At 68.7% G+C, this 25,565-nt stretch carries 25 protein-coding genes; 9 read left to right on the top strand and 16 right to left on the bottom strand.

Annotated features, from left to right (window positions below; genetic code table 11):
• The first annotated feature begins 83 nt into the window (after positions 1-83).
• Positions 84-1,241: a DUF5925 domain-containing protein gene (locus ACWF99_RS12895; RefSeq protein WP_452536598.1), complete on the top strand. Its 1,158-nt coding sequence runs from the start codon at positions 84-86 to the stop codon at positions 1,239-1,241.
• Positions 1,242-1,258: 17 nt separating this feature from the next.
• Here the strand turns inward: ACWF99_RS12895 and ACWF99_RS12890 are convergent, their stop codons facing one another.
• The gene (locus tag ACWF99_RS12890) at positions 1,259-1,834 is read right to left on the bottom strand and encodes a TetR/AcrR family transcriptional regulator (protein ID WP_378635667.1); all 576 of its coding nucleotides are present in this window, start codon (positions 1,832-1,834) and stop codon (positions 1,259-1,261) included.
• Between the two features lie 104 nt (positions 1,835-1,938).
• Between ACWF99_RS12890 and ACWF99_RS12885 the strand changes: the two genes are divergently transcribed.
• Complete coding sequence (locus ACWF99_RS12885; protein ID WP_378635669.1) at positions 1,939-3,633, top strand: nitroreductase family deazaflavin-dependent oxidoreductase; 1,695 nt, start codon at positions 1,939-1,941, stop codon at positions 3,631-3,633.
• On the opposite strand, the gene ACWF99_RS12880 is transcribed toward ACWF99_RS12885, so the two are convergent.
• A complete protein-coding gene (locus ACWF99_RS12880; RefSeq protein WP_452536014.1) occupies positions 3,623-4,876 on the bottom strand; it encodes an MFS transporter in 1,254 nt (417 codons plus the stop codon). The genes ACWF99_RS12885 and ACWF99_RS12880 overlap by 11 nt on opposite strands.
• A gap of 65 nt (positions 4,877-4,941) precedes the next feature.
• Positions 4,942-5,787 (bottom strand): NAD(P)H-binding protein, encoded by an 846-nt coding sequence (locus ACWF99_RS12875; RefSeq protein WP_378662352.1) that lies wholly within the window; start codon positions 5,785-5,787, stop codon positions 4,942-4,944.
• Between the two features lie 94 nt (positions 5,788-5,881).
• On the opposite strand from ACWF99_RS12875, the gene ACWF99_RS12870 reads away from it, so the two are divergent.
• Together ACWF99_RS12870 and ACWF99_RS12865 are read left to right on the top strand one after the other, a co-directional pair.
• The gene (locus ACWF99_RS12870) at positions 5,882-6,814 is read left to right on the top strand and encodes an AraC family transcriptional regulator (RefSeq protein WP_378635676.1); all 933 of its coding nucleotides are present in this window, start codon (positions 5,882-5,884) and stop codon (positions 6,812-6,814) included.
• 7 nt (positions 6,815-6,821) lie between these two features.
• On the top strand, positions 6,822-7,238 hold the full coding sequence (locus tag ACWF99_RS12865) for an acyl-CoA thioesterase (protein ID WP_378635679.1): 417 nt from the start codon (positions 6,822-6,824) through the stop codon (positions 7,236-7,238).
• A 24-nt stretch (positions 7,239-7,262) separates the two neighbouring features.
• On the opposite strand, the gene ACWF99_RS12860 is transcribed toward ACWF99_RS12865, so the two are convergent.
• The 7 genes from ACWF99_RS12860 to pdhA all read right to left on the bottom strand — a co-directional run bounded on the left by ACWF99_RS12860 (position 7,263) and on the right by pdhA (position 14,227).
• Positions 7,263-7,478, bottom strand: coding sequence for a hypothetical protein (locus ACWF99_RS12860; protein WP_358179757.1), 216 nt, complete (start codon positions 7,476-7,478; stop codon positions 7,263-7,265).
• 126 nt (positions 7,479-7,604) lie between these two features.
• The gene (locus tag ACWF99_RS12855) at positions 7,605-8,408 is read right to left on the bottom strand and encodes an SDR family oxidoreductase (RefSeq protein WP_452536013.1); all 804 of its coding nucleotides are present in this window, start codon (positions 8,406-8,408) and stop codon (positions 7,605-7,607) included.
• Positions 8,409-8,571: 163 nt separating this feature from the next.
• Positions 8,572-9,948 (bottom strand): uracil-xanthine permease family protein, encoded by a 1,377-nt coding sequence (locus ACWF99_RS12850; protein ID WP_452536012.1) that lies wholly within the window; start codon positions 9,946-9,948, stop codon positions 8,572-8,574.
• A gap of 85 nt (positions 9,949-10,033) precedes the next feature.
• Positions 10,034-10,732, bottom strand: a complete 699-nt coding sequence (locus ACWF99_RS12845) for a hypothetical protein (protein WP_452536011.1) — start codon at positions 10,730-10,732, stop codon at positions 10,034-10,036.
• Between the two features lie 107 nt (positions 10,733-10,839).
• Entirely contained in the window at positions 10,840-12,174 is a 1,335-nt protein-coding gene (locus tag ACWF99_RS12840; RefSeq protein ID WP_452536596.1) for a dihydrolipoamide acetyltransferase family protein, read from the bottom strand.
• Positions 12,174-13,148, bottom strand: coding sequence for an alpha-ketoacid dehydrogenase subunit beta (locus tag ACWF99_RS12835; RefSeq protein ID WP_378635691.1), 975 nt, complete (start codon positions 13,146-13,148; stop codon positions 12,174-12,176). Before ACWF99_RS12835 ends, ACWF99_RS12840 begins: the two co-directional genes overlap by 1 nt.
• Entirely contained in the window at positions 13,145-14,227 is a 1,083-nt protein-coding gene (gene pdhA / locus ACWF99_RS12830) for a pyruvate dehydrogenase (acetyl-transferring) E1 component subunit alpha (protein ID WP_378635693.1), read from the bottom strand. The genes ACWF99_RS12835 and pdhA overlap by 4 nt, the downstream gene beginning before the upstream one ends.
• Before the next feature lie 171 nt (positions 14,228-14,398).
• Between pdhA and ACWF99_RS12825 the strand changes: the two genes are divergently transcribed.
• The gene (locus ACWF99_RS12825; protein WP_378635695.1) at positions 14,399-14,890 is read left to right on the top strand and encodes an Lrp/AsnC family transcriptional regulator; all 492 of its coding nucleotides are present in this window, start codon (positions 14,399-14,401) and stop codon (positions 14,888-14,890) included.
• 22 nt (positions 14,891-14,912) lie between these two features.
• Here the strand turns inward: ACWF99_RS12825 and ACWF99_RS12820 are convergent, their stop codons facing one another.
• Positions 14,913-16,115: a benzoate/H(+) symporter BenE family transporter gene (locus ACWF99_RS12820; protein WP_452536010.1), complete on the bottom strand. Its 1,203-nt coding sequence runs from the start codon at positions 16,113-16,115 to the stop codon at positions 14,913-14,915.
• Positions 16,116-16,402: 287 nt separating this feature from the next.
• On the opposite strand from ACWF99_RS12820, the gene ACWF99_RS12815 reads away from it, so the two are divergent.
• Positions 16,403-17,209 (top strand): sulfurtransferase, encoded by an 807-nt coding sequence (locus ACWF99_RS12815; protein WP_452536594.1) that lies wholly within the window; start codon positions 16,403-16,405, stop codon positions 17,207-17,209.
• Positions 17,210-17,229: 20 nt separating this feature from the next.
• On the opposite strand, the gene ACWF99_RS12810 is transcribed toward ACWF99_RS12815, so the two are convergent.
• Positions 17,230-18,123 (bottom strand): alpha/beta fold hydrolase, encoded by an 894-nt coding sequence (locus tag ACWF99_RS12810; RefSeq protein ID WP_452536009.1) that lies wholly within the window; start codon positions 18,121-18,123, stop codon positions 17,230-17,232.
• 79 nt (positions 18,124-18,202) lie between these two features.
• Between ACWF99_RS12810 and ACWF99_RS12805 the strand changes: the two genes are divergently transcribed.
• On the top strand, positions 18,203-18,976 hold the full coding sequence (locus ACWF99_RS12805) for a helix-turn-helix domain-containing protein (RefSeq protein WP_378635703.1): 774 nt from the start codon (positions 18,203-18,205) through the stop codon (positions 18,974-18,976).
• A 17-nt stretch (positions 18,977-18,993) separates the two neighbouring features.
• Here the strand turns inward: ACWF99_RS12805 and ACWF99_RS12800 are convergent, their stop codons facing one another.
• The gene (locus tag ACWF99_RS12800; protein WP_378635706.1) at positions 18,994-19,680 is read right to left on the bottom strand and encodes an HNH endonuclease family protein; all 687 of its coding nucleotides are present in this window, start codon (positions 19,678-19,680) and stop codon (positions 18,994-18,996) included.
• Positions 19,681-19,769: 89 nt separating this feature from the next.
• Complete coding sequence (locus ACWF99_RS12795) at positions 19,770-20,132, bottom strand: hypothetical protein (RefSeq protein ID WP_378635708.1); 363 nt, start codon at positions 20,130-20,132, stop codon at positions 19,770-19,772.
• 197 nt (positions 20,133-20,329) lie between these two features.
• On the opposite strand from ACWF99_RS12795, the gene ACWF99_RS12790 reads away from it, so the two are divergent.
• Both ACWF99_RS12790 and ACWF99_RS12785 read left to right on the top strand, forming a co-directional pair.
• Positions 20,330-23,203, top strand: coding sequence for an SNF2-related protein (locus ACWF99_RS12790; RefSeq protein ID WP_452536008.1), 2,874 nt, complete (start codon positions 20,330-20,332; stop codon positions 23,201-23,203).
• Entirely contained in the window at positions 23,204-23,953 is a 750-nt protein-coding gene (locus ACWF99_RS12785) for an SWIM zinc finger family protein (protein ID WP_378635713.1), read from the top strand.
• A gap of 37 nt (positions 23,954-23,990) precedes the next feature.
• On the opposite strand, the gene ACWF99_RS12780 is transcribed toward ACWF99_RS12785, so the two are convergent.
• Both ACWF99_RS12780 and ACWF99_RS12775 read right to left on the bottom strand, forming a co-directional pair.
• Positions 23,991-24,398 carry a DUF3224 domain-containing protein gene (locus tag ACWF99_RS12780; protein ID WP_378635715.1) on the bottom strand — a complete coding sequence of 136 codons (408 nt, stop codon included), beginning with the start codon at positions 24,396-24,398 and terminating at the stop codon, positions 23,991-23,993.
• Between the two features lie 53 nt (positions 24,399-24,451).
• A complete protein-coding gene (locus tag ACWF99_RS12775; RefSeq protein WP_452536007.1) occupies positions 24,452-25,519 on the bottom strand; it encodes an amidohydrolase family protein in 1,068 nt (355 codons plus the stop codon).
• Between the last annotated feature and the right edge of the window lie 46 nt (positions 25,520-25,565).

Here is a 25,565-nt window from a genome sequence, read left to right as displayed (position 1 = left end):
GACGGATTCGCCTTCGGTGCCAGCGAGTTTTCCGGCGGTGCGCCCCGTAAGTCATTGGACATTCCGGACCGATGACCACGATCATGGGCTCGGTGTCCACACGTAATGAACAGCTCAGGCTTGTCGATTCGCCGCGTCAGCCGCAGGATCAGGGCGAGCCGTTTCCGTGGTCGGCGACCATCGACTCCACCTATTCGACCCGCGACGCGATCGATGCGCTCGCCCTCGCCCCGTTCCTGCGCGGCGACCAGCCGTTCGCCCGCCAGGCCCACCTCGACCGGGTGCGCCCCGACGCGGCGCTGCGGCCCGCCGACTCGCGGATCGTGCGCTCGGTCGCCGACGACGACAGCAGTGCCTTGCTCGCGGCCGGTGACGGCTGGGCATTGCGGGCAGTGCGGTGGGCGAGCGGTTCGGCCACGATCGAGGTCACCGCGGTGAGCGACGAACTCGCCGTCGACGTGCTGGCACAGGCCACCGATGGGGCTTCACTGTCACGTGACAGTGAAGCCACGGTCGAGATGGGATTCTGGCACATGGACATCCGGCGCCCCGCGCGCAGACGACGCCAGATCGCGGCGCCCGCGTGGGCGGAGATCCGTGGCAACTACACCGGCTCGGTGTCGGCGAGCATGGAGCGATTGATGGGGCTCGGCGTCGCCGATATCAAGGGACGGCTGGTGCTGCTGCACGGTGAGCCCGGTACCGGCAAGACCACCGCGCTGCGTACGCTCGCGCGGTCGTGGGCGCCGTGGTGTCAGGTCGACTGTGTCGTCGATCCGGAAGAACTGTTCAGCAATCCCGGCTACCTGATGGAGGTCGCGGCGGGCGCCGACGGCGACGACGAGGACGGCCGCTGGCGGCTGCTGGTGCTGGAGGACTGCGACGAACTGATCCGTGGCGAGGCGAAAGAAGCGGCGGGGCAGAAGCTTTCGCGTCTGCTCAATCTCACCGACGGCATGCTGGGCCAGGGCCGCAACGTGTTGATCGCGATCACCACCAACGAAGACCTCTCCCGGCTGCACCCCGCCGTGGTGCGGCCGGGCCGTTGCCTGGCCCAGCTCGAGGTCGGCCGCCTCTCGGCGACGGAAGCCCACGAGTGGCTGGCCCGCCACAACGGCGCTCCCGTCGAGTCGAGCTTCCCGGACGGTGCGACCCTCGCCGAACTGGTCGCCCACCGCGACGGCGGGATCCAGATCCGATCCACCATCGACCACTCCACCGACGTCGGCATGTACCTGTAGCGCTGCGGGCGTGCTGGTCAGGGCGTGCCGACCGGGCGGATGTGCGCCCTGACCAGCTCGGTGAGGTGACGGCCGACGCGGTCGAGCGGCTCGGTGCTGTGCTTGGCCAGCGACATCACCACCGCGCCCTCGATCGTGGCGATGACGGTCGTCGCCAAGGAACTGGCGGTGTCGGGGTCGATGTTCTCCGCGCGCAGCCGGGTCTCCAGTGTCCGCTCCCAGTCGTCGAACGCCTCGCCTGCCGCGTCGGCCGCGGCGGGTGACTCCGAGCGTCCGAGTGCCGCGGCCACGATCGGGCAGCCGGCGAGGAAGTCGCTGGACTCGACGACCTGTTTCCACGCGTCGGCGAACGACGCGATGGTCTCCTCCGGCTTGGTGTTCTTGCTGAAGGTCTCGATCAGCGTGGTCATCGCCCGGCCCGCGACCCGGGTGGCCTCGGTGATCAACTCGGACTTGCCGCCGGGGAAGTTCAGATAGATCGTCCGGCGGGAGAGCCCGCTGTGGTCGAGCAGGTTCGCGACACCGGTCCCGGCCACGCCGTTGCGGCGCACGAGGTCGATCGTGCTCTGGACGAGTCCGTCGCGTGCTGCCATCGACATCCTTTCGATCGGTCCGATTGAAGTATACCGATCGGTGTACTACCGTCGGGTAAGTACACCGATCGGTGTACTCGACGTGATCCGCGGAGGAGCCGACGATGACAGCCCTGAGCGATCCGCTCGCCCTGCCGTGCGGCCAGGTACTGCCCAACCGGCTGATGAAAGCCGCGCTCAGCGAGGGGCTCGGTACCGCCGCCGGCGCGCCGGACGAACGGCTCGAGCGGCTCTACAGCCGGTGGGGCACCGGCGGTTTCGGTCTGGTGGTCACCGGCAACGTGATGGTCGACCACGACCATCTCGGTGAGCCCGGCAATGTCGTGATCGCCGACGAACGCCACCTCGACGACCTGCGCCGCTGGGCACGAACCGCCAAGGACGGTGGCACCCGGCTCTGGATGCAGATCAATCACCCCGGGAGGCAAGCTAATCCGCTCGCGACCCGGTCGCAGCCGGTAGCGCCCTCGGCGATCGGGCTGGGTCTGCCCGGTATCCCGGCGCCGCGCGCGCTCACCGACGCCGAGATCGTCGACATCGTGCACCGATTCGCCACCACCGCGCGGATCGCCGAGCGCGCGGGCTTCGACGGCGTGCAGATCCACGGCGCGCACGGCTACCTCGTCTCACAGTTCCTCTCGCCGCTGGCCAATCAGCGCGACGACCGCTGGGGTGGTGACCCGCAACGGCGCGCGCGATTCGTGCTGGAGGTGGTGCGCGCGATCAGGGCCGAGGTATCGACGTCGTTCGCCGTCGCGATCAAGCTCAACTCCGCGGACTTCCAGCGCGGCGGCTTCACCGAGGACGAGTCGCGCGAGGTGGTGCGCCGCCTCGCCGCCGAGCAGCTGGATCTGATCGAGATCAGCGGCGGCAGTTACGAATCGCCCGCGATGATGGGCAGGCCGGCGGCGCGTTCGGCGAGCACCGTCGCGCGCGAGGCGTACTTCCTCGAGTACGCCGAGTCGGTCCGGGCGGCCGCCGGGTCGGTGCCGCTGGCCGTCACCGGCGGATTCCGTTCCCGCGTGGCCATGGTCGACGCGGTCGAGTCGGGAGAATGCGATGTCGTGGGCCTCGGCAGGCCCAGCGCGGTGTCACCCGACGCCGCGGGCGACATCCTGCACGCGCGCACAGCCCGGCTGCATTCGCCGCAGATCTCGCTGCGCCTGCCCGCGCGCGTGTCCACACTGTCCAACGTCAAGAGCCTCGAAGGTGCCCTCGACCTGCAGTGGCACACCGATCAGCTGCATCTGCTCGGGGCGGGCGACGAGCCCGACCCCGACCGCACACCGTGGCTCACGGTAGCGGCCATGCTGAAACATCACGGCGTCGACGCGTTCCGTAGCAGAAGGGGATCGACAATGAACAACAAGGACCCGAAGCGGCGCAAATTCGAGGTCGAGCGGGCGGTGGGTCGCTATGTCGCCAACCCGGCGGTCCGCGCGCTGAGCCGGATCGGCATCCGCACCTCGTTCGCGACCGAGCTCGAGACGATCGGACGCAAGTCCGGGCAGGCCAGGGTGGTGCCGGTCTCGGTGGCGTTCGACGACAGCGGCGCGTGGGTGATCAGCCAGCACGGAACCAGGTCGGGGTGGGCCGCCAATATCGGCGCGGAACCGAAAGTACGGGTCCGCCAGGGGAAGCGGTGGCGAACCGGGACCGCTGAGCTGCGCCCGGACGACGATGTCGTCGCGCGGGCTCGCGCCTTCGCGCCCAATCCGGTGTTCGCCGGGCTGACCGCGGCGAGCTTCCGCGCGTTGCAGAGCACGCCGGTCTCGGTCCGGATCACCTTCACCGACTGACGACCTTCGCTGTGGCCGCGCAGGCCAGGGTGAGTACCAGCGGAACGGCCAGTGCCGCGGTGAGCGGGATCACGGCGGTGAGCCAGCCGATCATCGCGGGGCCCGCGAGCAGGCCGAGGTAGCCGATGGTGAAGACGCGCGACATATCCGTGGCCGCTGTCGTGCCGCCGAGATTGCCCGCGGTGGAGAAGATCTGGGGGACGCCGCCCGCCAGGCCGAGGCCGCACATCGCCCAGCCGAGAAGGGTGAGTGGCAACCACGGCGATCCGATGACCACCGCGAATCCCGCTGCGGCGAGCAGGCTTCCGTAGCGAACCATCGCGACGGGGCCGACGGCCGCGCTGATCCGGTCGGCGATGAATCGGCCGAGGGTCATGGTGGCGGAGAAGGCGCCGAAGGCGAGGGCGGCGCTCGCCTCGGACGCGTCGAGGTGTTCGCGTACCTGCAGCGCGCTCCAGTCGGCCGCGACGCCCTCGGCGAGGAGAAGGACGAACGCGATACACCCGAGCGAGAACACTTTGCGTGACCGCCGGCGCCGCTCGCTCCGCTGATCGATGCGGAGGCGAGTCGTGTCGGCGGGAACGGCGGATGTCGCACCCTGGCTCGCACCGTCAACGGCTCGGCTGTCGGCACTGTCGTAATGCTCTGCATGCGAGGGTGATTCGGCCTCGCTGTGGCCGAGCAAGTGCGGCACCAGCAGTGCGGTGACGCACAATCCGCCGATTCCGGCGCAGAGCAGCGTCATCTGGGATGCCCACCCCGCGTGCTGGGCGGCGGCCCCCACCAGCGAACCGGCGAACGCGCCCGCCGAGAACATCGCATGGAACGCCGACATGATCGGTCGGCGGTACGCACGTTCGACGTGGACGGCCTGGGTGTTCATCGACACGTCGAGCGCGCCCATGCCGAACCCGAAGCAGGCCAGGGCAATCGCCAAGGTGATCGGACCGGTCGCCAGGCCCGGGCCGATCACTGTCACGGAGATGGCCGATGCGGCCAGGGCGACCAGCGTGCGGCTGCCGAACCGGTCGGCGGCGGGGCCTGCCAGCCGCATGCCGACGAGCGCGGAGCCCGACATCAGCAGCACGAGCACGCTGAGCGTCGAGGGTGACACCCCGGTCCGGTCGGTGATCGCCGGAATGTGGACCACCCACATCGCGAGCAGGAACCCGTTCAGCGTGAAAGCCGCGAATACCGCGGCCCTGGCCGGCAGAAACCCGCGGTCGATCGTCGCTGCACTCACCACTTCGACGGTACCGGCCACGAGAACCCGGTATTTCGAGATCACCGGGCCCTGGTGGTCGACTGCTACGGCTGGGGTGTCCAGGCTCCGGTGGCGGCGGTCTCCTTGGCGTAGTCGGTGAAGTCGCGCGCCTCGCGGCCGAGGGCTCGGCGGACACCGTCGGCGGTGGGGGTGTTGCGGCCGTCGAGGATGGTGCCGAACAGGTAGTCGAGCAGGCTGATCACGTCATCGGGAACCTGGTATTCACTAAGGGCCGCAACGAATTCCGGCCTCGAGACGGGAACGAAGGCGATCTCGCGACCGGTGGCCGCGGCGATCTCGCCGACCGCGTCGGCGAAGGTCAGGGCGCGCGGGCCGGTGAGCTCGTAGAGCTGACCCGCGTGGCGCGAGTCGGTGAGCGCGGCCGCCGCCACCTCGGCGATGTCGTCGACGTGTACGAACGGTTCCGGCACATCACCGTTGGGCAGCGCCACCGCACCGGCGAGCACGTCGTCGACGAAGGCGCCTTCGCTGAAGTTGTGCGCGAAGAAGGCGCAGCGCACGATGGTCCAGCTCAGACCCGAATTCCGCACGATCTCTTCGCATTCGAGCGCTTCGGGTTCGCCGCGACCGGACAGCAGCACCACCGAGCGCGCGCCCGCGGCTCGGGCGGCGGCGGTGAACGCGCGGATGATGTCCGGGGCCCCGGGCACGGCGAGGTCGGGCTGGAAGGCGAGATAGACGGAGTCGACACCGGCGAGCGCGGGCGCCCAGGTCTGCCGGTCGGTCCAATCGAAGGGGATCGCCGCGGTGCGCGAGCCGTGGCGGACCGGCCGGCCCGCGGCTTCGAGGAGGGCCGCCACCCGGCTGCCGGTCTTGCCGGTAGCGCCGGTGATGAGGGAAAGCTGCTGGTGAGAAGCGGTGTTTGTCATGAGATAAGTACACCGTCGCGCCGCCCGCGGCGACATCGTCGTGCCGCTCACGAACATGCGTTGTCGTCTACGGGTTGTCGTCTACTGTGGAGTGGTGGATGCGTTAGCCGGTCTGCTCGAAGGTCCACGCGCCCGCGGTGCGTTCCTCATGTGTTCGCTGCTGAACCCACCGTGGTCGCTGCGCGTGCAGGACGAAGCCCCGCTCACGGTGCTCGCGATGATCCGCGGAAAGGCTTGGGTCAGTACCGATTCCATGCCGCCGCGGCAACTCGGCGCGGGTGATGTCGCGGTCTTTCGTGGGCCGCAGCCGTATACGGTGGCCGACGATCCGGCGACCGAACCCCAGGTCGTCATCCAGCCGGGGCAGGTCACCACCACGCCCGAGGGCGAGATCCTGTGCGAGACACTGAGTCTCGGTGTCCGCCAGTGGGGCACCGATATCGACGGTGAGACGCTGATGGTCACCGGAACCTACGAATCCGCGGGCGCGGTGAGCAGACGATTGCTGCGTGCGCTGCCGCGGGTCGCGGTGCTGCCGCGCGGCGAGCTCGATACCCGCCTGCTCGATCTGCTCGTCGACGAGGCGACCAAGGACCTGCCCGCGCAAACCGCCGTTCTCGACCGCCTGCTCGACCTGCTGCTCATCGCCGCCCTGCGTGCCTGGTTCGCCCGCGACGACGCCCCCGCCTGGTACCACGCCTACAGCGATCCGCTGGTCGGCAAGGCCCTGCGCCTGCTCCAGCACAATCCGGCCCATCCGTGGACGGTGGTCGCCCTGGCCGAAGCGGTCGGCATGTCCCGTGCCGCGCTGGCCCGCCGGTTCAGCGAGCTGGTCGGGGAACCACCGATGAGCTTCCTGACCGAATGGCGGCTCTCGCTCGCCGCCGATCTGCTCGCCGAATCCGACGCGACCGTGGAATCCATCGCTCACCAGGTCGGATACGGCAGCGCCTTCGCCCTCAGCACCGCCTTCAAACGGCACTTCGGGGTGAGCCCGCGCGATCACCGGCAGGGGAGCGCGGCATGATGGCCCGATGAGCTATCCCGTCCTGTGGCCGATGCCGACCCGGTGGGCCGACAACGACCAGTACGGCCACGTGAACAACGTGACCTACTACTCCTACTTCGACACCGCCGTGAACGCCTGGCTGATGCGCGCCACCGGTACCGACATCACCGAGCTGCCCGCGCTCGGCGTCGTCGCGCAGACTTCGTGCCGATTCCACGGTTCGGTCAGCTTTCCCGACCAGCTCCAGGTGGGCCTGCGGATCGCCCGCCTGGGCACCTCGAGCATCACCTACGACCTGGCGATCTTCCGTGCGGGCGACGACGGTCCCGAGCTCGCCGCCACCGGCGAATTCGTCCACGTCTATGTCGACGCCGACACCCGCAAACCGGTGGCGATCCCCGAGGTGGTGCGGACCGCGGCCGCGGAGCTCGTCACCGACTAGGGAAAGCCCGTCGCGGTACAGCGTTCAGGACGCTATGACGCCTACCTCGGGCCACTCGCTGCCGCGCCGGGCGCGCAGGATGATCTGGCCGGCGGGCGAGTCGGGTGGTCCGGGTAGGGCGGCGAAGGTCGTTTTGTCGATCACCAGGGACGAGTCGAGTTGTTCTCGGCTCGGCCCCCAGAGGTACTCGACCTCGGTGAGCTCGTCGCGAATCTTCTTGAAGTACATCAGGTGCGCCATCGCCGGATCTCCGCGTAGACCTCCGCCGATCAGCGGATCGTGACCGGCAGCTAGGGACCATCGTGGCAGGAATCGAGCGATCTCGCCGCTACCTCGCCGAATTTTTTCGGGCGCACCGTCCGCTGTTCACGCGCGCAGCATGGTCTGGAACCGGCGCATACCGGAAATCCACCGGTCGTAGTCCGAACCCTTGTTGCGGTACATCTGCAGTACCTCGGGGTGCGGCAGGATCAGGAAGTGTTCGGCGGCCATCGCCTCGACGACGGTGTCGGCGACCTCCTCGGGGGAGAGCACCGCGCCCGCCGTCTTCACGGCCTTGATCGCCAGCGCGCCCGCCTCCGGGTCGTCGGGGATGAGCGCGCCGGTGAGCAGCTGGGTGTCCACACCCATCGGACACAGGCAGCTCACGCGAATTCCCTTGTCGCCGTAAGTAACCGAGAGCCATTCCGCGAAGCCCACCGCGGCGTGCTTGGTCACCGAGTATGGGGCGGAACCGATTTGGGTGAGCAGCCCCGCGGCGGAGGCGGTGGAGACGAAATAGCCGCTGCCACGCTCGAGCCAACCGGGAACGAGTAGTTTCGCGGCCCGCACGTGGGCCATCACATTCACCTCGATGGTGCTCGCCCACTGGGCCTCTGTACTGTCCAGACCGGGACCGCCGCCGATGCCCGCGTTCGCGAAATACAGGTCAACCGGACCGAATTCGCGTTCGGCGGTGGTGATCAATTCCGCCACGACCTGCTCGTCGGCCACATCGCCACCGACCGCGATCGCGTTGTCGCCGAGGTCGGCCGCTACCTTCGCCGCGCTGTTCGCATCGAGATCGGCGACGACGACCCGCGCGTCGCCGGCGACGAGGCGATAGGCGAGTGCGGCACCGATACCCGCACCCGCGCCGGTGACGATCGCGACCTTGCCTGCTATCTCCATCCCCGCACAGTAACTATTGGAGCGCTGGCGCGCTCGAGTTCGCGCCCCGGGACGGGCGCGAACCGCCGACTTCGTCGGCGATCCCTCCTCGGGGTCGGGATGTGCGGGCTGGGAATGTGGCGCCGGCTGCGCGGTGACCGCCGGCCTGGTGCTCTCGGCTCGATCAGATAGCGGCGGCGGGTTTCGGCGTGGTGGGCAGGGAAGCCGGTGACGGTGGTGGTGGGGTCGAACCGCGCGCGAGGGTGCCCAGGCGGGTGTGGTTGAAGACCAGGTTCAGCAGGAACGCGGTGGCCGCACCGAGGGTGACGCCGCTGTCGAGAAGGATCTGGGCGGAGGTGGGGAACTTGTCGAACATGTCCTTGGTGAACACCGGCAGCAGGCCGATGCCGATGGCGGTGGCCGCGACGGTCGCGTTGACCCGGTCCGTCAGATCGGCTTTGAGCAGCGTGGTGATGCCGACGACGGCGACTGTCGCGAACAACACCAGCCCGACCCCGCCGACCACCGGCTTCGGAATCACCGCCACCACCTCGCCGATGCGGGGCACCAGCCCGAGCACCACCAGGATCGCGCCGCTCACCGCGGTGACATACCGGCTGAAGACCCTGGTCGTGGCGACCGCGCCGACGTTCTGATTGAAGATCGTGTCGACGAACGCGGTAAAGATGCCGCCGAGCACACCCGACAGGCCGTCGCCCACCAGGCCGCGCGCGAGATCGCCCCTGCTCAGCGGTTTTCCAGTGATCTCGCTGATCGCCAGCATGCTCGCGGTCGACTCGGCGAACACCACGGCCATCACGATGCTCATCGCCACCACGGCGGTCACCGGGAACTGTGGCGACCCGAAGTGGAACGGCTGCGGGATCCCTACCCAGTCGGCGGTACCGATCCCGGCGGTGGTGATCAGTCCCATCGGCAGCGCGATCACGATGCCCGCGACCAGCGCGATCAGCACGCCGAGCTGCGACCACACGCCGCGTCCGAGGCAGACGAAGCCCACCGCGATCAGCACCACCACCGCCGCCAGGCCGATATTGGAGGGCGAGGCGAAGCCGGCCGACTTCGGGTCGGTCCCGATGATCAGGCCCCCGGCGACCCCGATCAGCGAGACGCCCACCACCGTCAGCACGGTCCCGGTGACCAGCGGCGGGAAGAACCGCACTACCCGCGCGAACGGCCACGCCAGCGCGACACCGGCCACACCGCCGATCAGCATCGACCCGTACACGGCGTCGAGGCCGTACTCCTTGGCGATCAGGATCATCGGGTTGAGCCCGACGAACGTAGCGCCGCAGACGATCGGCAACCGCGCACCCGCCAGCTTGCCGACACCGAGGCTCTGCACCAGCGTGATGATGCCCGCGACCAGCAGATCCGCACTGATCAACAGCGCGATCGTCGCCCGGTCCAGCCCCGCGGCCGCGCCGAAGACCAGCGGCACGGTGATGCAGCCGGTGTACATGATCAGGACGTGCTGGATGCCGAAAGCCAGTTGCCGAGCGAACGGCAACCGGGTGTCGACGGGATGCGCCTCACTCATGTAACAGGTTGTAGTCCCCGATTTTTACCGTGAGTGAGCGCCGTGTTTCGTCGGAGTTGCGGGTCGGATATATCACCCGGTGGGTTCAATACCGCTGGTAACCGCCCTGCGGGTAGTTCGGTCGCTGCTGTGCTGCCCGGATCCAGCGCCCGGTCGACGATGCCGCGGCAAGGCTGAGCATCAAGACCGCGACCGCGGCTTGGACGAGCCCGATCGCCACACTCGCGCCGGATGTCACCGAGGATGACGCGGAGGTCGCGAGGGAGAGGAGGCTACCGAGTGCGCTGAGCGCCGCCACGGAAATGACGATCACCCGGCCCGCTGTCTTGCGGAGGAACAGCAGGATAGAGCCGGTGAGGAGCAACAGGCCCAGCGCGGCGCCGGTGACGACGAAGGTCATCACCAGCGGCGAGACGGACGTGCTCGAACACTCGAAGCTGCCGTCCGGCTTCTGGACGAATTTGCCGGAGCATTCGTAAGCGCGTGTGGCGTTATAGCTGACCACCGCACCAACAAGGGAAACCAGCGAAAGCAGAAGGGCTAGAACGGCAGCGATGATCCCGGTAGCGCCCGAGGCGGCAGGCTGGGGATAGCCGTATCCGGGCGCACCGGGGCCGGGCGTCGCGTATCCGGGAGCGCCATAGCCGGGCACAGGAGCGCCGTACCCGGGAACGCCGGGGCCCGGTGCGCCGTACCCGGGAGCGGCTTGGCCGTACGGGTGGTAGCCCTGCTGGCCGTTCGGCGGATAGCCCTGACCTTGCTGCTGCCCATACGGATACCCCATGACGCCCCCCTTTTCCTCGGATACACCTGCCGAAATTCGTTCGCACGGTGCGCGGTCCGGTCGGACACGCACCGGCCCGAACTATACGGCCGGGTCCCGACGCGTGCTCAGATGCGGCTGAGCAGCGTCAACGGGTCCTCCAGGAAACCCGCGGTAGTGGCGAGGAAGCGGGCGCCGAGCTCGCCGTCGACCATGCGGTGATCGAAGCTGAGGCCGAGGGTGGTGACCCAGCGGACGGCCAGTTCGTCACGGAAGACCCAGGGGCGCTTGCGGATCGAGCCGAGGCACAGGATCGCGGCCTCGCCCGGATTCACCAGCGGGACGCCGCTGTCGACACCGAAGACGCCCACGTTGGTGAGGGTGAAGGTGCCGCCGCGCAGGTCGTTCGGGGTGGCGTTGCCGGAGCGGGCGGTGTCGGCCGCCCAGCTGATCTCGCGGCACAGCTCGCGCAGGCTCAGCGACTGAGCCTCCTTGAGATTGGGCACCATCAGGCCGCGATCCGAGGCGACCGCGATCCCCAGGTTCACATAGTGCTTGGTGACGATCTCCTGGTTCTGCTCGTCCCACGCGGTATTGATCCCCGGATACTCCGCGATCGCCGCCAGCGTGGCCTTGGCGACCAGCGCCAGTGGCGTGAGCGTGAGTCCTTCGAAGGACTTGGTGGTGCGCAGGTGGTCGAGCAGCTCCATCGACGCGGTGCAGTCGACGGTGACGAAGGTGCTGGCCTGGGGAATCGTGCGCGAACTGGCCTGCATCGCGGCGGCGGTGCGCTTCCGGATGCCCGCGATGGGCGTGCGTTCTTCGCGGGCGGTGGGCTCGATCAGGCCGTCCCCGTCGGTGACGTGGCCGTTCGACGGAGCGGGCACGACATCGCCGAGGCGGGCGGGGGTGCGTGGCTGGGTCACCGGCACGGCCGAGCGCACGTCGTCGACGGTGACCGCGCCCTCGGGTCCCGACCCCGCGACGAACCACAGGTCGATGCCGAGTTCCTTGGCCAGTTTGCGTGCCGCGGGGGTCGCGGCGGCGCGATGGGAGCTCGGCGTGCTCGAGGCCATGGACGGCGTGGCTTTCCTTCTCCGCGAGGTCGATTCGGCCTCGGGCCCATACCCCACCAGCACGTTCGTGTGAGGCTCCGCGGTCGGTGGGGCCGACACCTCGAGATCGTTGCGTACCCGGATCAGCGGCGCGCCGACCGGGACGGTGTCACCGGGCTGAGCCAGCAGTTCGACCACGACCCCGGAGAACGGCGACGGCAGCGCGACCACCGCCTTCGCGGTCTCCACCTCGGCGATGGTCTGGTTCAGTTCCACCGTGTCGCCGACCGCGACGGCCCAGGACACCAGGTCGCCGTCGGCCAGGCCTTCACCCAGGTCGGGAAGGCGGAACTCGAGAACATGACCGTCGTCGTCGGCGGCTGGTTCCGGCACGAGGGCACCTTTCATCACGCGGCTAGACAGCGGTCGACCGCCGCCAGAATGCGGTCGGGGTCGGGCAGGTGGTGCTTTTCGAGCTTAGCCGGGGGGTAGGGGATGTCGTAGCCACCGACGCGCAGCACCGGCGCCTCGAGGTGATAGAAGCAGCGTTCGGTGACGCGGGCCGCGATCTCGGCGCCGAGCCCGGCGAACACGGGCGCCTCGTGCACGATGACCAGCCTGCCGGTCTTGTCCACCGATTCCGCGATCGTGTCGACGTCGATCGGCGAGAGACTGCGCAGGTCGATCACCTCGAGCGAATGTCCTTCCTCGGCGGCGATCTTCGCCGCGGTGAGTGCGGTGGCAACGGTGCCGCCGTAGGCGACGACGGTGGCGTCGGCGCCGCGGGTGCAGACCCTGGCCTTGTGCAGGGGCAGATCCGGTTCGCCTTCGAAATCTACGTCGGCCTTGTCCCAATAGCGACGTTTCGGTTCGAAGAAAATGACCGGGTCGTCCAGTGAGATCGCCTGGCGAATCATCGAATACGCGTCGGCGGGCGTACTCGGTGATACAACGCGAAGGCCCGCGGTATGCGCGAAATACACCTCGGGTGATTCCGAATGGTGCTCGACCGCGCCGATGCCACCGCCGAACGGAATGCGGATCGTCAACGGTGCCTTCACTTTTCCGCCGGTACGGTTGTGGATCTTGGCCACCTGCGAAACGATCTGGTCGAAGGCCGGATAGACGAAACCGTCGAACTGGATCTCCACCACGGGACGGTATCCGCGCAACGCCATCCCGAAAGCCGTTCCGACGATGCCGGATTCGGCCAGCGGTGTGTCGATGACGCGATTGTCGCCGAAATCCTTCTGCAAGGTGTCGGTCACGCGGAACACGCCACCGAGCCGGCCGATGTCCTCGCCGAGCAGGACGACTTTGGCGTCGTCTTCCATCGCGCTGCGCAGGCCGACGTTGAGGGCGCCGGCGAAGGTGGTGATCATGACTGCGCTCCTTCGGCGAGGTAGGCCGAGAGCTGTTGGCGCTCTTCGGTCATCAGTGGATGCTCGGTCGCGTAGACGTTGTCGAACATCCGCACGGGATCGGGGTCGGGCATCTCGATTGTCGCGGTGCGCAGCCGGCGGGCGACCTCGTCGGCCTCGTCGGTGACCTGCCGGGCGAATTCGGGGGAGAGGTCGCCTTCGCCGTCGAGGAGTAGACGCACGCGCTCGATGGGGTCGCGCTGGGCCCAGTACTCGGTGTCGGCGGCGGTGCGGTAGCGGGTCGGGTCGTCGGCGGTGGTGTGCGGGCCCATCCGGTAGGTCATCGCCTCGATGAAGGTGGGGCCGCCGCCGGTGCGCGCGCGTTCGACGGCCTGGCGGGTGACCGCGAGGACCGCGAGCACATCGTTGCCGTCGACCTGCACGCCCGGAATCCCGTAGCCATCGGCTCGGCGCACCAGCGGGGTATGGCTCTGCACGGCCACCGGTTCGCTGATCGCCCACTGATTGTTCTGGCAGAAGAACACGACCGGCGCGCTCCACGCCGCGGCGAATCCGAGTGCCTCGGCGAGGTCGCCCTGGCTCGTCGCGCCGTCGCCGAAGTAGGCGATGGTGGCGATATCGGCGCCGTCGAGGTGGGCGGCGAAGGCGTAACCGGTCGCGTGCAGCCCCTGGGATCCGACGACGATATTGGCATTGGTCATCTTGACCTCGTGGGGGTCCCAGCAGTGGTGCGAGACGCCGCGCCAGAGGGCGGTGAGCTGCTCGGGCGGGACGCCACGGCAGTAGGCGACGGCGGTTTCGCGGTAGGAGCAGAACACGTAGTCGTCGGGGTGCAGCGCGTGCGCCGAGCCGACCTGCGCGGCTTCCTGGCCGAGCAGCGGCGGCCACAATCCGAGCTGGCCCTGGCGTTGCAATGCGGTCGCTTCGATGTCGATCCGGCGGGTGATCACCATGTCCCGATACAGCTGCCGCAACCGCTCGGCATCGATGTCGGCGACCAGCGCGCCGTGCTCCCTGTCGAACACCCGACGGCCGTCGGGCTGAACCAGCTGGACCGGGTAGGTCTGCTTCTGCGACATCGTGATCGCCTCCTCGCTACCGCGCCTTGTGGGCCGATGCAGGTACGCCACTCCGCTGAGTGCGATGTGTATCACTCAGCATCCACCATAATGCGGTGTGCGCAAGCGGTACACGCGCACCTGAGCAGAATGCATGGTCTGAGGGGGTAGTGCGCTGTCATACTGCGTTGTATGACCAGTCGCGAACCGGACGTGACACTCGACGCCACCGACGCGCGTTTGCTGCGCGAGCTGAACGCCAACCCCCGTGCGACCGGGGTGGAGCTCGCGGCGCGCCTCGGCCTGTCGCGCAACACGGTGCAGGCGCGTCTGGCGCGCTGGGACAGCGGCGGGGTGCTCGGCAGCTTCGAACGCCGGGTGGAACCGCGCGCCCTCGGCTACCCACTGGCGGCGTTCGTCGCGGTCGTGGTCGACCAGCATCGACTCGACAGCGTGGTGGACGAGCTGGCCGATGTTGCCGAGGTCACCGAGGTCTGCGGGATGACCGGCGCCACCGATCTCACCGTCCGCATCGTCGCCCGCGACGCCGACGACCTCTACCGCATCGCGGGCCGAATCCTGAAGATCCCCGGGGTGGAGCGCACCAACATGGCCCTGGTCATGCGTGAGCTGGTGGGACCGCGGACCGGCCCGTTGCTCGACCGGCTGGCAGGCCCGAACTGAACTCGGCCCTGCCGCCGGACCCTCAGGTGCCGGTGGGCAGGAAGCGGCGCACGACGAGGCCGGCTACCAGGGCCCAGAAGGCGCCGCCGATGCCGAAGAGAGTGGTGCCGGAGGCAGCGACGAGGAAGGTGACCAGGGCTGCCATGCGGTGGGCGGGGTCGCTGAGCGCACCGGTCAGGGCGGCGGCGAGGGTGGCGAGCAGGGCAAGGCCCGCGACGGTTTCGATGGTGCCCTCCGGCGCGGCGGCGATGAGAGTGACCAGGGCGGCGGAGGCGAGGCCGAGGACGAGGTAGCTGGCGCCCGCTGTCGCCGCGGCGATCCACCGCCGTTTGGGGTCGGGGCTCGCCGACGGTGCGGCGGCGAGGGCGGCGCTGATCGCGGCGAGGTTGATCGCGTGGCCGCCCGCTGCCGCGCCGAGGATGGTGCCGATACCGGTGACGAGCATGGCGGGACGCCACGGGACCTGGAAGTCGAACGAGCGCATCACCGCGACGCCCGGAATGTTCTGCGAGGCCATGGTGACGATGTAGAGCGGGATGGCGATGCCGACGACGGCCTGCCAATGCCACTGGGGGACAGTCCATTCCACAGTCGGAACCATGGCGGACAATTCCAGGTGCCGGTTGTTCACCACGATGTCGATGCCCGTACCGACGGCCGCCGTGGCGAAGGCGACGAGCACCGCCCACTTGGGTGCGAACCGTTGCAGGACCAGCCACACCACGATGACCGGGACGACCACGGCGGGCGAGGTGCGCAGCGCCTGCACCGGGGCCAGGCACAACGGAACGAGGACACCGGCCAGCATCGCCTGCGCGATCGGCACGGGGATCGCGGCCACCAGCGAGCCGAGCCGCTGCCACAACCCGGTGATCACGATCAGCACGCCGGTCACCGCGAAGGCCGCGACCGCGCCCGGCCAGCCGCCCGCGACCAGTCCGGTGCTCGCGAGCAGGGCGGCACCCGGCGTGGACCAGGCCAGCGTGATCGGGATCCGGTACCGCACACTCAGCAGCAGAATGCCGATGCCCTGGGTGAAGCACAGGATCAGCAGGCCCGACGCGGCCTGCGCCGGACTCGCCCCCACCGCGCGCAAACCACTCAGCACCACCGCGAACGAGCTCGTGAAGCCGACCAGCGCGGTGATAGCGCCCGCACCGAGCGGCTGTGCGATGCCCGCCGGTTTGTCGGCGATATCGGGCGAAGTGGTGGAGACCTGCGACATTGTGCCGATAATGCCCGACGAAGCAGGGGTCGTCGCCTGCCAGTCTCACGAAAGTGGACTGATTCGCGCTGGGTGCGAGCCGGTCCAGTTGGGTGATCGGCCCGCGAACGCTCCCCCCGGCGATACGTCCTGCGGGCATCGATGCCGGCCATCGCGGCAGGCCGTCCGGGTTGGCGTTCGGCCGCGAAATTGCGTGCACGGGTGCCGCTGCGCCGGTTCGATGCGTAGGGTGTCGAGAACGGTTTCGCAGGCGGGGACTCGGAGTAGGAGTGGGATTGGGCGCGGTGTTGATTTCCTCGGGCGAGCTGCGGGAAGAGCTGGCCGACAAGCCGATTCATCTGCTCGATGTGCGGTGGGCGCTGGGCGATCCCAACGGCCCGCAGCACTATCTCGACGGACACATCCCGGGCGCGGTGTTCGTCGACCTGGAGACCGAACTGGCCGCCGCGCCATCGCCCGCCCGTGGCAGGCATCCGCTACCCGACCCGGGCACCTTCGAGAAATGCGCGCGCAGCTGGGGATTGAGCGCGGGGGATCCGGTGGTGGTCTATGACGCGACCGGGGGAACGGCGGCCGCGAGGGCATGGTGGCTGCTGCGCTGGGCCGGTGTGGACAACGTGCGCATCCTCGACGGCGGGTTGCCCGCGTGGATCGCGGCCGGTGGCGAGATCGCGACCGGCGCCGAAGCCGACCCTCTCGACGGCGACCTGGTGGTACGGCCAGGCGGTCTGCCGGTGATCGACGCCGACGCCGCCGCGAAATGGTCGGGAGTGCTGCTCGACGCTCGCGCGGGTGAGCGGTATCGCGGCGAGGTCGAACCGATCGATCCGCGTCCCGGACACATACCGGGCGCGATCAGTGCGCCGACGGCCGAAAACCTGGACGGCACACAGCATTTCCGGAGCGCCGAAGAGCTGCGCGCACGTTTCGCCGGATTCGGCGAAGGCCCGGTCGCGGTGTACTGCGGATCCGGCGTCACCGCCGCCCACCAGATCGCGGCTCTCGCCGTCGCGGGCATCGACGCCGCCCTCTACCCGGGTTCGTACTCGCAGTGGTCGAACGATCCGAAACGGGCCGTGGCGACCGGAGAATGAGCGCCTGCGGTGCGATTCGCCTACGAGGGCTGGTCGGCGTGCAGGGGTGTCGTGCCGATGAACTGATCGATCACTGCCGCGGTGCGAGCGGGTTGGTCCTCGGCGACCCAGGTCAGCGAGTTCGTGATCGATGCGAGGCGGGCGTTCGGAAAGTCTTCCGCGAGTCGTCGCGCGTGTTCGAACGGGAAGAATCGGTCCTGTTCGGCCCATGCGATGAGCACTGGAAGAGTGGCCGACCTGAAGCGAGCGGCAGCATCGAGGGTGTCCTTGTTGTCTACGGCGCGAAGGAATTTGAGACTGTCGCGCACGATCGCGCGATCGTGTGTCATTCCGTGCAGGTAGTGGTCTATCAGCTCGCCGCAGATCGGGTTGTTCGACAGGCCACCGAATCCGAACCGCGAGCGTGCGTACGTCTGCCGAACCGTGGGGAACCGAAGGAGCAAGCCTGTGAGTGATCCAGTCCCCGGTGTGCGGGCCATCCAGCACAGGTAGTCGAACAGCGGTGGCGGGAAGTTCTCGTAGGCGTCGCACGGTGTCAGCACCAGCCGGGCGATTCGTTCGGGCCGGTGGGTCACCACGAGCTGGGAGAGCATGCCGCCGCCGTCGTTGCCGACCAGCGTCACAGCATCCAGATCGACAGTCTCGATCACATCGGCGATCGTCTCGGCGATGCCCAGCGGGGTCAGATCCGCATCGGGAGTCATCGGTATCCGGTGCGCTCCGAAAGGCCAGTCGGCGGTGATGCACCGATATGAATCGGCCAGTCGTGGAACAACTTTGCGCCATGCCGCCGCATTGGCGAACAAGCCGTGCACGAACAGCACCGGCTCACCCTGCCCGCGTTCGTAGATCCGGACAGTGCCCTGGGGCAGGTGCACAAGGCGAGACTCGCCGAGTTCGGAGACAACACTCATCACGTTTCCTGTTCGATCGCAGCGCGAGCACGATGCGGTGCTCGTTCATCCCGGTTGATCTCGTGCAAGCATGGCGGGCATGGGTCAGCGACCGCTTCCAGAAACGTGCTACCCGTCGGCAGCGAGCGCGGACGTGTGGTTGTGGATAGGCCACGCCGTCTACCGGGGGCCTTCGCTGCGGCTCGACCGCCACTCAGGGTCGGTGCACTGCCTCGCTGTCGGCGTCGACGGCCCGTTCGCCCTGCACGCCGATTCGTTCGGTCGGCGCACCGTTCGCAGCGCGTTGATACCCCCACGCACGCTGCACCAGGTAGTCGCGCAGCAGACCCGAATGCTGTTCTGCTACATCGACCCCGGGTCGCCCCGCGCCCACGGGTGCTGGGAGCAGATGACCGAGCGCGTGCACGAATTCGGCGTCCACCACCACCACGAAACCGCCCTGATCCGCCTCGCCGCCCGCGACGACATGGACCCGGCCGAGGTGATGGACATCGCGTGCGGTCCCGCGCGGATCCGACTCGATCCGAGGATTGCCGCCGCGACCGCGATCGTGCGCGCGCACCCGACCCGATCGATCACCGCGGAAGAACTCGCGGCCGAGGTGCAGCTGTCGAAATCCCGGCTGCTGCACCTGTTCACCGAACACGCGGGCACCACCTTCCGCCGCTATCGTGTCTGGGCGCGCATGCTCGCCGTCGGCCGGGCTGTCGCCAAAGGTGCCGACCTCACCACCGCCGCGGCCGACGCCGGATTCGCCAGCCCCTCACACTTCAGCGACACTTTCCACGCCATGTGCGGGCTCTCCGCGACTGATCTGCTCAGCGCCGGCGCGCGGATCAACGTCCTGGACTGAACGCCTTCTCGCGGTCCTCACGGGCAGCCGCGGGCGATGTCGTGCAGAGTCGCGTTGTCGGCGGCGGTGATGGGCAGGTCGTAGTCGAGGGCCACGGTGAGGTACTTGGCGGCGTAGAAGCAGTGGTTGGGTCGCGCGGGCGGCAGCCATGCGGCGGGGGTGTCGTCACCCTTGGCCTGGTTGGTGGCGGCGCCCGTCGCGAGGAGGTTCACCGCGAGGTCGTTGGCGAAGCGGCGACGTTTGTCCGGGGTCCAGGTCGCGGCGCCCATATCCCAGGCGGCGGCCAGTGGGTAGACATGGTCGATCTGGATCCGGCCGCCGTCGGACTTGCTGAAGCGGATATCGGTGGCGGTGTAGGGGTCGGTGAGGATGCCTTCCACCACCACGCAGCGGCCCCGATGCACCACCTCGCGCAGCTGCATCGCCAGCACGTTGTTGCGGGTATCGCAGCCGTCGTGGCTGCCGGGGGCGTCGGAATCGTCGGTCCAGGCCGGGCCGAACACGCAGGCCTGACCCGCCTTGCACCCACGTTCGTAGCCGCCGGGCCGAGGACGCGCGGCGATCACGCGCACCGTGTCGAGCAAAGCGGTGAGCTCGGCGCGCGTCGGACTACCGGGTGCGGGTGTGACCGGCTGTTCCGGTCCGATCACCGCGCACCCGGCAACCGCGAGCACTGTGACGAGCAACCACGCCGGTTTCCCCATACCCGCATGTTGTAGCCGGTGGTACCGACAACAATCGCGCTTCGAGCGGCGCCGGGCTCGGGGAAGGCCGCCTCAGTCGACGATGTGGCCTATAACCACGCCCGGGCCAGCAGGTCGTCCGCGGCTTGCTCGGCCGGGTTGGGCGGGAATCGGGTGGCTGCTATCGAGGAGACGTGCGCGCCGTCATGGCCGACCAGCCACGAACCGCCACGGTCTTCGCATTCGGCGATCTTGGCGAAGACGGTGAGCAGGAAGGTGATGGATTCGCTGGGGTCGATGGTGTGCGCCAGGCGCTGGGATTCGCCTGGCCGCGACAGATCGAGCCAGACGCCTGCCTGGCCGTCCAGCCGCATGCCGAGGATCTTCGTGGTGTCGATGAAGGTGAATTTGCGCCGTTCCCAAGGGGTGTTGGGTGTGTAGCTCTGCTCGAGAACCTGGAGCAGAATCGTCATCGCTGCCCTCCGCACGAATTACAAGGGGTCATCGGTCGAACCGGATCGTCCGGTCCGCCTGGGTCCATATGGAGTTGTCGCCGGTGGGTGTTCCGGCCCGTGACCTGGGGTTATTTCATTATGTTCTCGTTGCGGCGAGAAATCCAGGGGTATGGCGGCCGTGATCGGTGTCGGTGCCGCCTGCTTGGATGGAGCTCATGCTGCACGGTCTGTGGTCCCCCGAATCGGGCCTACTGCTGTGGCACGACGCGGAGCCGGTCGCCGTGGGGTCGGTGCTCGGCGACATCCTGGATCGCGCGAGGTTCCGGCACCGGGCCCAGGTGCTCGTCGTCGATGCCGAGGGACAGTCCGGGACCGCCGAGGTGCGCGCGCACGCGCTCGCGCCACCGACGGCGGCCGTTGTGCTGCGCAGCCGACTGCCGCGCGAGCACATCTCCGGCGATCTGCGGTTCCTCGCGCACGTCGCGCGCGGCATCGAACGGTGGGTGCGGGCCGGGCGCGTGGTGCCCCAGATCGAGCGGGCCGACGGCCAGTGGTGGGTGCGCTGGCGGCTCGTCGGCGGACAACGTCAACGGGCGTGGCTGGCCGAGCTGGCCGCCGCGATGCCGCCGGCGCTGCGGGTGGCGGGCCCGCCCGCCGCCGTGCTCGACGACCTGTGCGCACATCTCACCGACCCGATCGCCCGCGAATATCTCGCGCACCGCACGATGACGCACCCGCTGCTGGCCGCGCTGGTCGCCGACACCCCGTTGGACGTCGGCTCCTACCGCCTGTCGGAAACGCTGACGCAGTGGCGGGAAGGCTATGCCGCCGATGAGCCGGAGCTGGTGTTGCGCCTGTGCGAACCCGACGGCGAATTCGGCACAGCCGACGAATCGGTGGCGCTGTGGCGACTCCAGGTGTGCCTGCGCCCGGTCGACGACGCACCCAAACCCGTTGTCTTCGAAGATGATCCGGTGCTCGTGCGCACGGCGGCGGAGAAGCTCGGCCAGGCGCGCAAGGCCTATCCGCGCCTGCGCGACCTCCCCACCGATCCGCGCGGCCTCGACCTGCTGCTCCCCACCGAGGTGGTGGCCGACCTGGTGGCCCACGGTGCACATGCCTTGCAGGAAGCCGGTATTCGGCTGCTCCTGCCACGGGCCTGGAACATCGCCGAACCGAGCATGCGATTGCGCGTGAGCAGTCCCGCCGCCGCCGAATCCACCGTCGGCCTCAGCGGCCTGCTCTCCTACCGGTGGGAGTTGGCGCTCGGCGATCTGGTGCTCACCCAGGCCGAGATGGAACGGCTGATCAGCAGCAAATCCGACCTGGTCCAGCTGCGCGGCGAGTGGGTGCAGGCCGACCATCGAGCACTGGCCGCCGCTGCCCGCTACGTCGCGCAGCATGCCGACGACAGCCCGATCACCCTGGCCGACATGATCGGTGAACTCGCCGCCGAGCGGGTCGACAATGTCCCGGTCACCGAGGTCACCGCCGACGGCTGGGCGGCCGAATTGTTCGCCAGGGAAAGCGAACCCGAGCCGGTTCCGGTTCCGGTCGGCCTGAAAGCCGAGCTACGGCCCTACCAGGAACGTGGCCTGAGCTGGCTGGCCACGATGAGCAGGCTGAACTGCGGCGCGATCCTGGCCGACGACATGGGCCTCGGCAAGACTGTGCAGGTGCTGGCGCTGCTCGTACACGAGCGCGAGGTCGGCGCAGCTGCCGTGGTGCGTGAGAAGACGCAGCCCGCGGTGGTCGACGAGCTCGCCGCCCTCGCGACCTACGACGCCGCGGCGCGCGTCGGACCGACGCTGCTGGTGTGTCCGATGTCGGTGGTCGGCAACTGGCAGCGGGAGACGCAACGGTTCGCGCCGGACCTCCGGGTGCTCGTGCATCACGGTCCCGGTCGGCTCCAGGGCGCGGAATTCGCTGCGGCGGTGGCTGATTCGGATCTGGTGATCACCACCTACGCACTGCTCGCCCGCGATATCACGCTGCTGAACGAACAGCAGTGGGAGCGGATCGTGCTCGACGAAGCCCAGCACATCAAGAACGCGGTGACCCGGCAGGCGCGTGCGGCCAGGGCGCTCACCGCGCGACATCGGCTGGCGCTCACCGGAACTCCGGTCGAGAACCGGCTGGAAGAACTGCGGGCGCTGTTCGACTTCGCCATGCCGAAACTGCTCGGCAGCCCGCAATCGTTCCGCGCCAAGTTCGCGGTGCCGATCGAGCGCGAACGCGATCAGCAGGCCATCGATCGGCTGCGCCTGATCACCGATCCGTTCGTGCTGCGCAGGCTCAAAACCGATCCGGCGGTGATCAGCGACCTGCCGGAGAAGCTGGAGATGACGGTGCGGGCCAACCTCACCGTCGAACAGGCCGCCCTCTACCAGGCCGTCGTCGACGACATGCTGGAGAAACTCAAAGACGCGAAGGGCATGGCGCGCAAGGGCGCTGTGCTCGGCGCGCTGACCCGCCTCAAACAGGTCTGCAACCACCCCGCGCACTATCTGGGTGACGGTTCGCCGATCCTGCGACGCGGCGGCCACCGCTCCGGCAAGCTGGCGCTGGTCGAGGACGTGCTCGACGCGGTGCTCGCCGACAGCGAGAAGGCCCTGCTCTTCACCCAGTTCCGTGAGTTCGGCGACCTGATCCTGCCCTACCTCACCGAACGGTTCGGCACCCCGATCCCGTTCTTGCACGGCGGCGTGGCCAAGCAGCGCCGCGACGATATGGTGACCGGCTTCCAGGGGGAGAACGGCCCGCCGCTGATGTTGCTCTCGCTCAAAGCGGGCGGCACCGGGCTGAACCTCACCGCCGCCAATCACGTGATCCACCTGGACCGCTGGTGGAATCCGGCCGTCGAGAACCAGGCCACCGATCGCGCGTTCCGGATCGGCCAGCAGCGCGCGGTGCAGGTCCGCAAGCTGGTGTGCGTCGACACCATCGAAGAGCGGATCGACGAAATGATCAACGGGAAGAAGCAATTGGCCGATCTGGCGGTCGGCGCGGGCGAGAACTGGATCACCGAGATGAGCACCGACGAACTGCGCGAGCTGTTCACCCTCGGCGCCGAGGCGGTGGGTGAGTAGATGGCCGACTTCAGCCAGTTCGGTCCGCGCAAACCGGTGCGCGGCGGCGCCCAGGCTCGCGGCGGTTTCGGCCGGACCTGGTGGGGCAAATCGCTGCTCGACGCGGTGGAGAAGGTCGCCGACGCGGGCAGGCTCTCGCGCGGACGCACCTACGCCAGGGTCGGGCAGGTGGTGAACTACCGGATCGAACGCGGCGCGGTGACCGCGGAGGTGCAGGGCAGCCAACCGAGCCCGTTCACCTCGGTGCTGTCGATCCGGCCGCTGCGCGAGGACGAGGTGGACCTGCTGCTCGCCGAGATCAGGGAGGCGCCCGGCATGCTGGCCGAGATCGCCTCGGGCGCGCTCCCACCCGCGCTCGGCCCGCACCTGCTGCCGACCACGGCCTCCGAACTGGACTTCGCCTGCAGCTGCCCGGACATGGGCTGGCCGTGCAAGCACGTAGCGGCGGTCTGCTATCTGCTCGCCGAGCGCCTGGACGAGCAGCCCAGCGAGATCCTCACCCTGCGAGGGCTCGACCTCGACACCCTCATCGGCGGTGTCGAGAAGTCCTCGCGCACCGCCGATTCCGACGACCCCTACGGCGACGAGCTGGTCCTACCCGAGCTGCCCCGCGTCGAATTCCACGCCGTCATCGACGACCTCGACGCGATTCCGCTGCGTCGCGCGCTGCGGATGTCGGCCGAGGACGAACCGACCGCGGCAACCGGTTTACGCGAATTGCGCTCGCTCTATACCGAATTCGACGACTGAGTCGACGGCTCGGCCCGGTCTGCTGTTGGACCTGGCATCAGCCCAGCTCGTACTCGAACCAGATATGGTGTCCGCCTTCGGCATCCACGTACAGCGCGCCGGTACCGGCGATGCCGGTCAGTTCCCCGGTGCCGCTGCGGGGGACGATGTGGAAGAACTCGTCGGTGCGGTCGGTACCACCGGTGGTGGCGGAGTGGACGAAGTTGAACGCACCGGCCTTGCCGTTCAGCGCACCCTCGAAGGACTCCATCGCGAGATAGGTGCCCGCGCCGGTGCTCATGTCGAAGGCGGCGGTGAACAGCGTGGCCGAGAGCCCTTCGATCTCGCCCGCGTAGGCCTTCGTCATGGTCGAGATGCCGACCGGCATCCCGGTGACGATGGGCGGCTGCGGCGTCAGCTCGGTGGGATCGAACGCGGTGACCTCGAAGGTGCCGATGGCTTTCATGCGCCGATGCTAAACCCGGCCACCGACAGAAACCGGCTCGTGGACGCGGCGATTCACGCGGTGGGTTCGATCCGGTAGAACCGGACGGCATTGCCGCCGAACACCTTCCGCAGGTCGTCGGTGCTCGCGCCCGCCTCGCTCAGCGCGGTGGCCACGGTCTCGGCCGCGCCGCCGAGGCTCGTGATCGGCTTGTCGACCGGAAAGTTCGACCCCCAGATCAGCCGGTCGGCGCCGAACACCGCCAGCGCGTGCGCCAGCAGCGGCCCCACCCGTCTCAGCAGTGTGGGGACAGGTGTCGGAGCACCGCGTCGTGGCACCGGATGTCCGAGCACCGGCATCATCAGCCCGCTCACCTTGGCCACTACGTTGGGCTGCGCGGCCAGATCGGTGAGGTCCTCGCGCCACCGATCGAACAGGACCTCCCGCTGTCCGGCGGTGTGCCCGGTGTCCTTGCCGACCGGCCCGAAGATGCCCGCGGGCGTCCCCAGATGATCGAGCACGATCGGTACCTCGGGGAACCGTTCGGCCAGCGCCGTCACCTCGGGGAGCTGCCCCGAGTACACCCAGGCGTCGAACGAGAGCCCCCGCTCGGCGAGCTGCCCGAAGCCGTGCAGGAACGCCGGGGCGGTGAGTGCGCCGTCGTGGGCGGCGAAGGACTTCACGGCGGGATCGGGGTGGTGGGCGACCATCGTCCGGATACCACGGAACAGCGGCGACGCGGACTGATGCGCATCGAGCACCGCGCCGAAATCCGCGCCGGCGGGGTCGGCCGAGCCGATGATCGTGGCCAAGGCGGGCGTGTCGACACCGAACGGCAGGCTCGCCACCCAGCGCGTCTCGTCGGGCTTCCAGCCCGTCCACTGCACCTCGATTTCCACCACGGATTCGACCGGCGTATTTCCCCGGTCCGCGCGGTAGTCGGCGGGCAGATAAGGCTGGAGGTAGGCGCTGGGCTCGCCGACGAATTGGCGGTCACGCAGCGGGGCCAGCTTCGCCGCGATATCGACCGGTAAAGGCAGATAGCGCATCAATTTCGCGAGCTTGCTGAACTCGCGTGGGGTGGCATGCGGATCCCACTGGTGAATATGGGCATCGATGATGTCGAAGTCGGTCAGATCCATGCTGTGCGTCCCATCGCCGCCGCTGGCAGAGCTCACGGCGATTGTC

Source organism: Nocardia sp. NPDC055002 (assembly GCF_053608825.1).
This window is presented reverse-complemented; position numbering and strand designations above follow the sequence as displayed.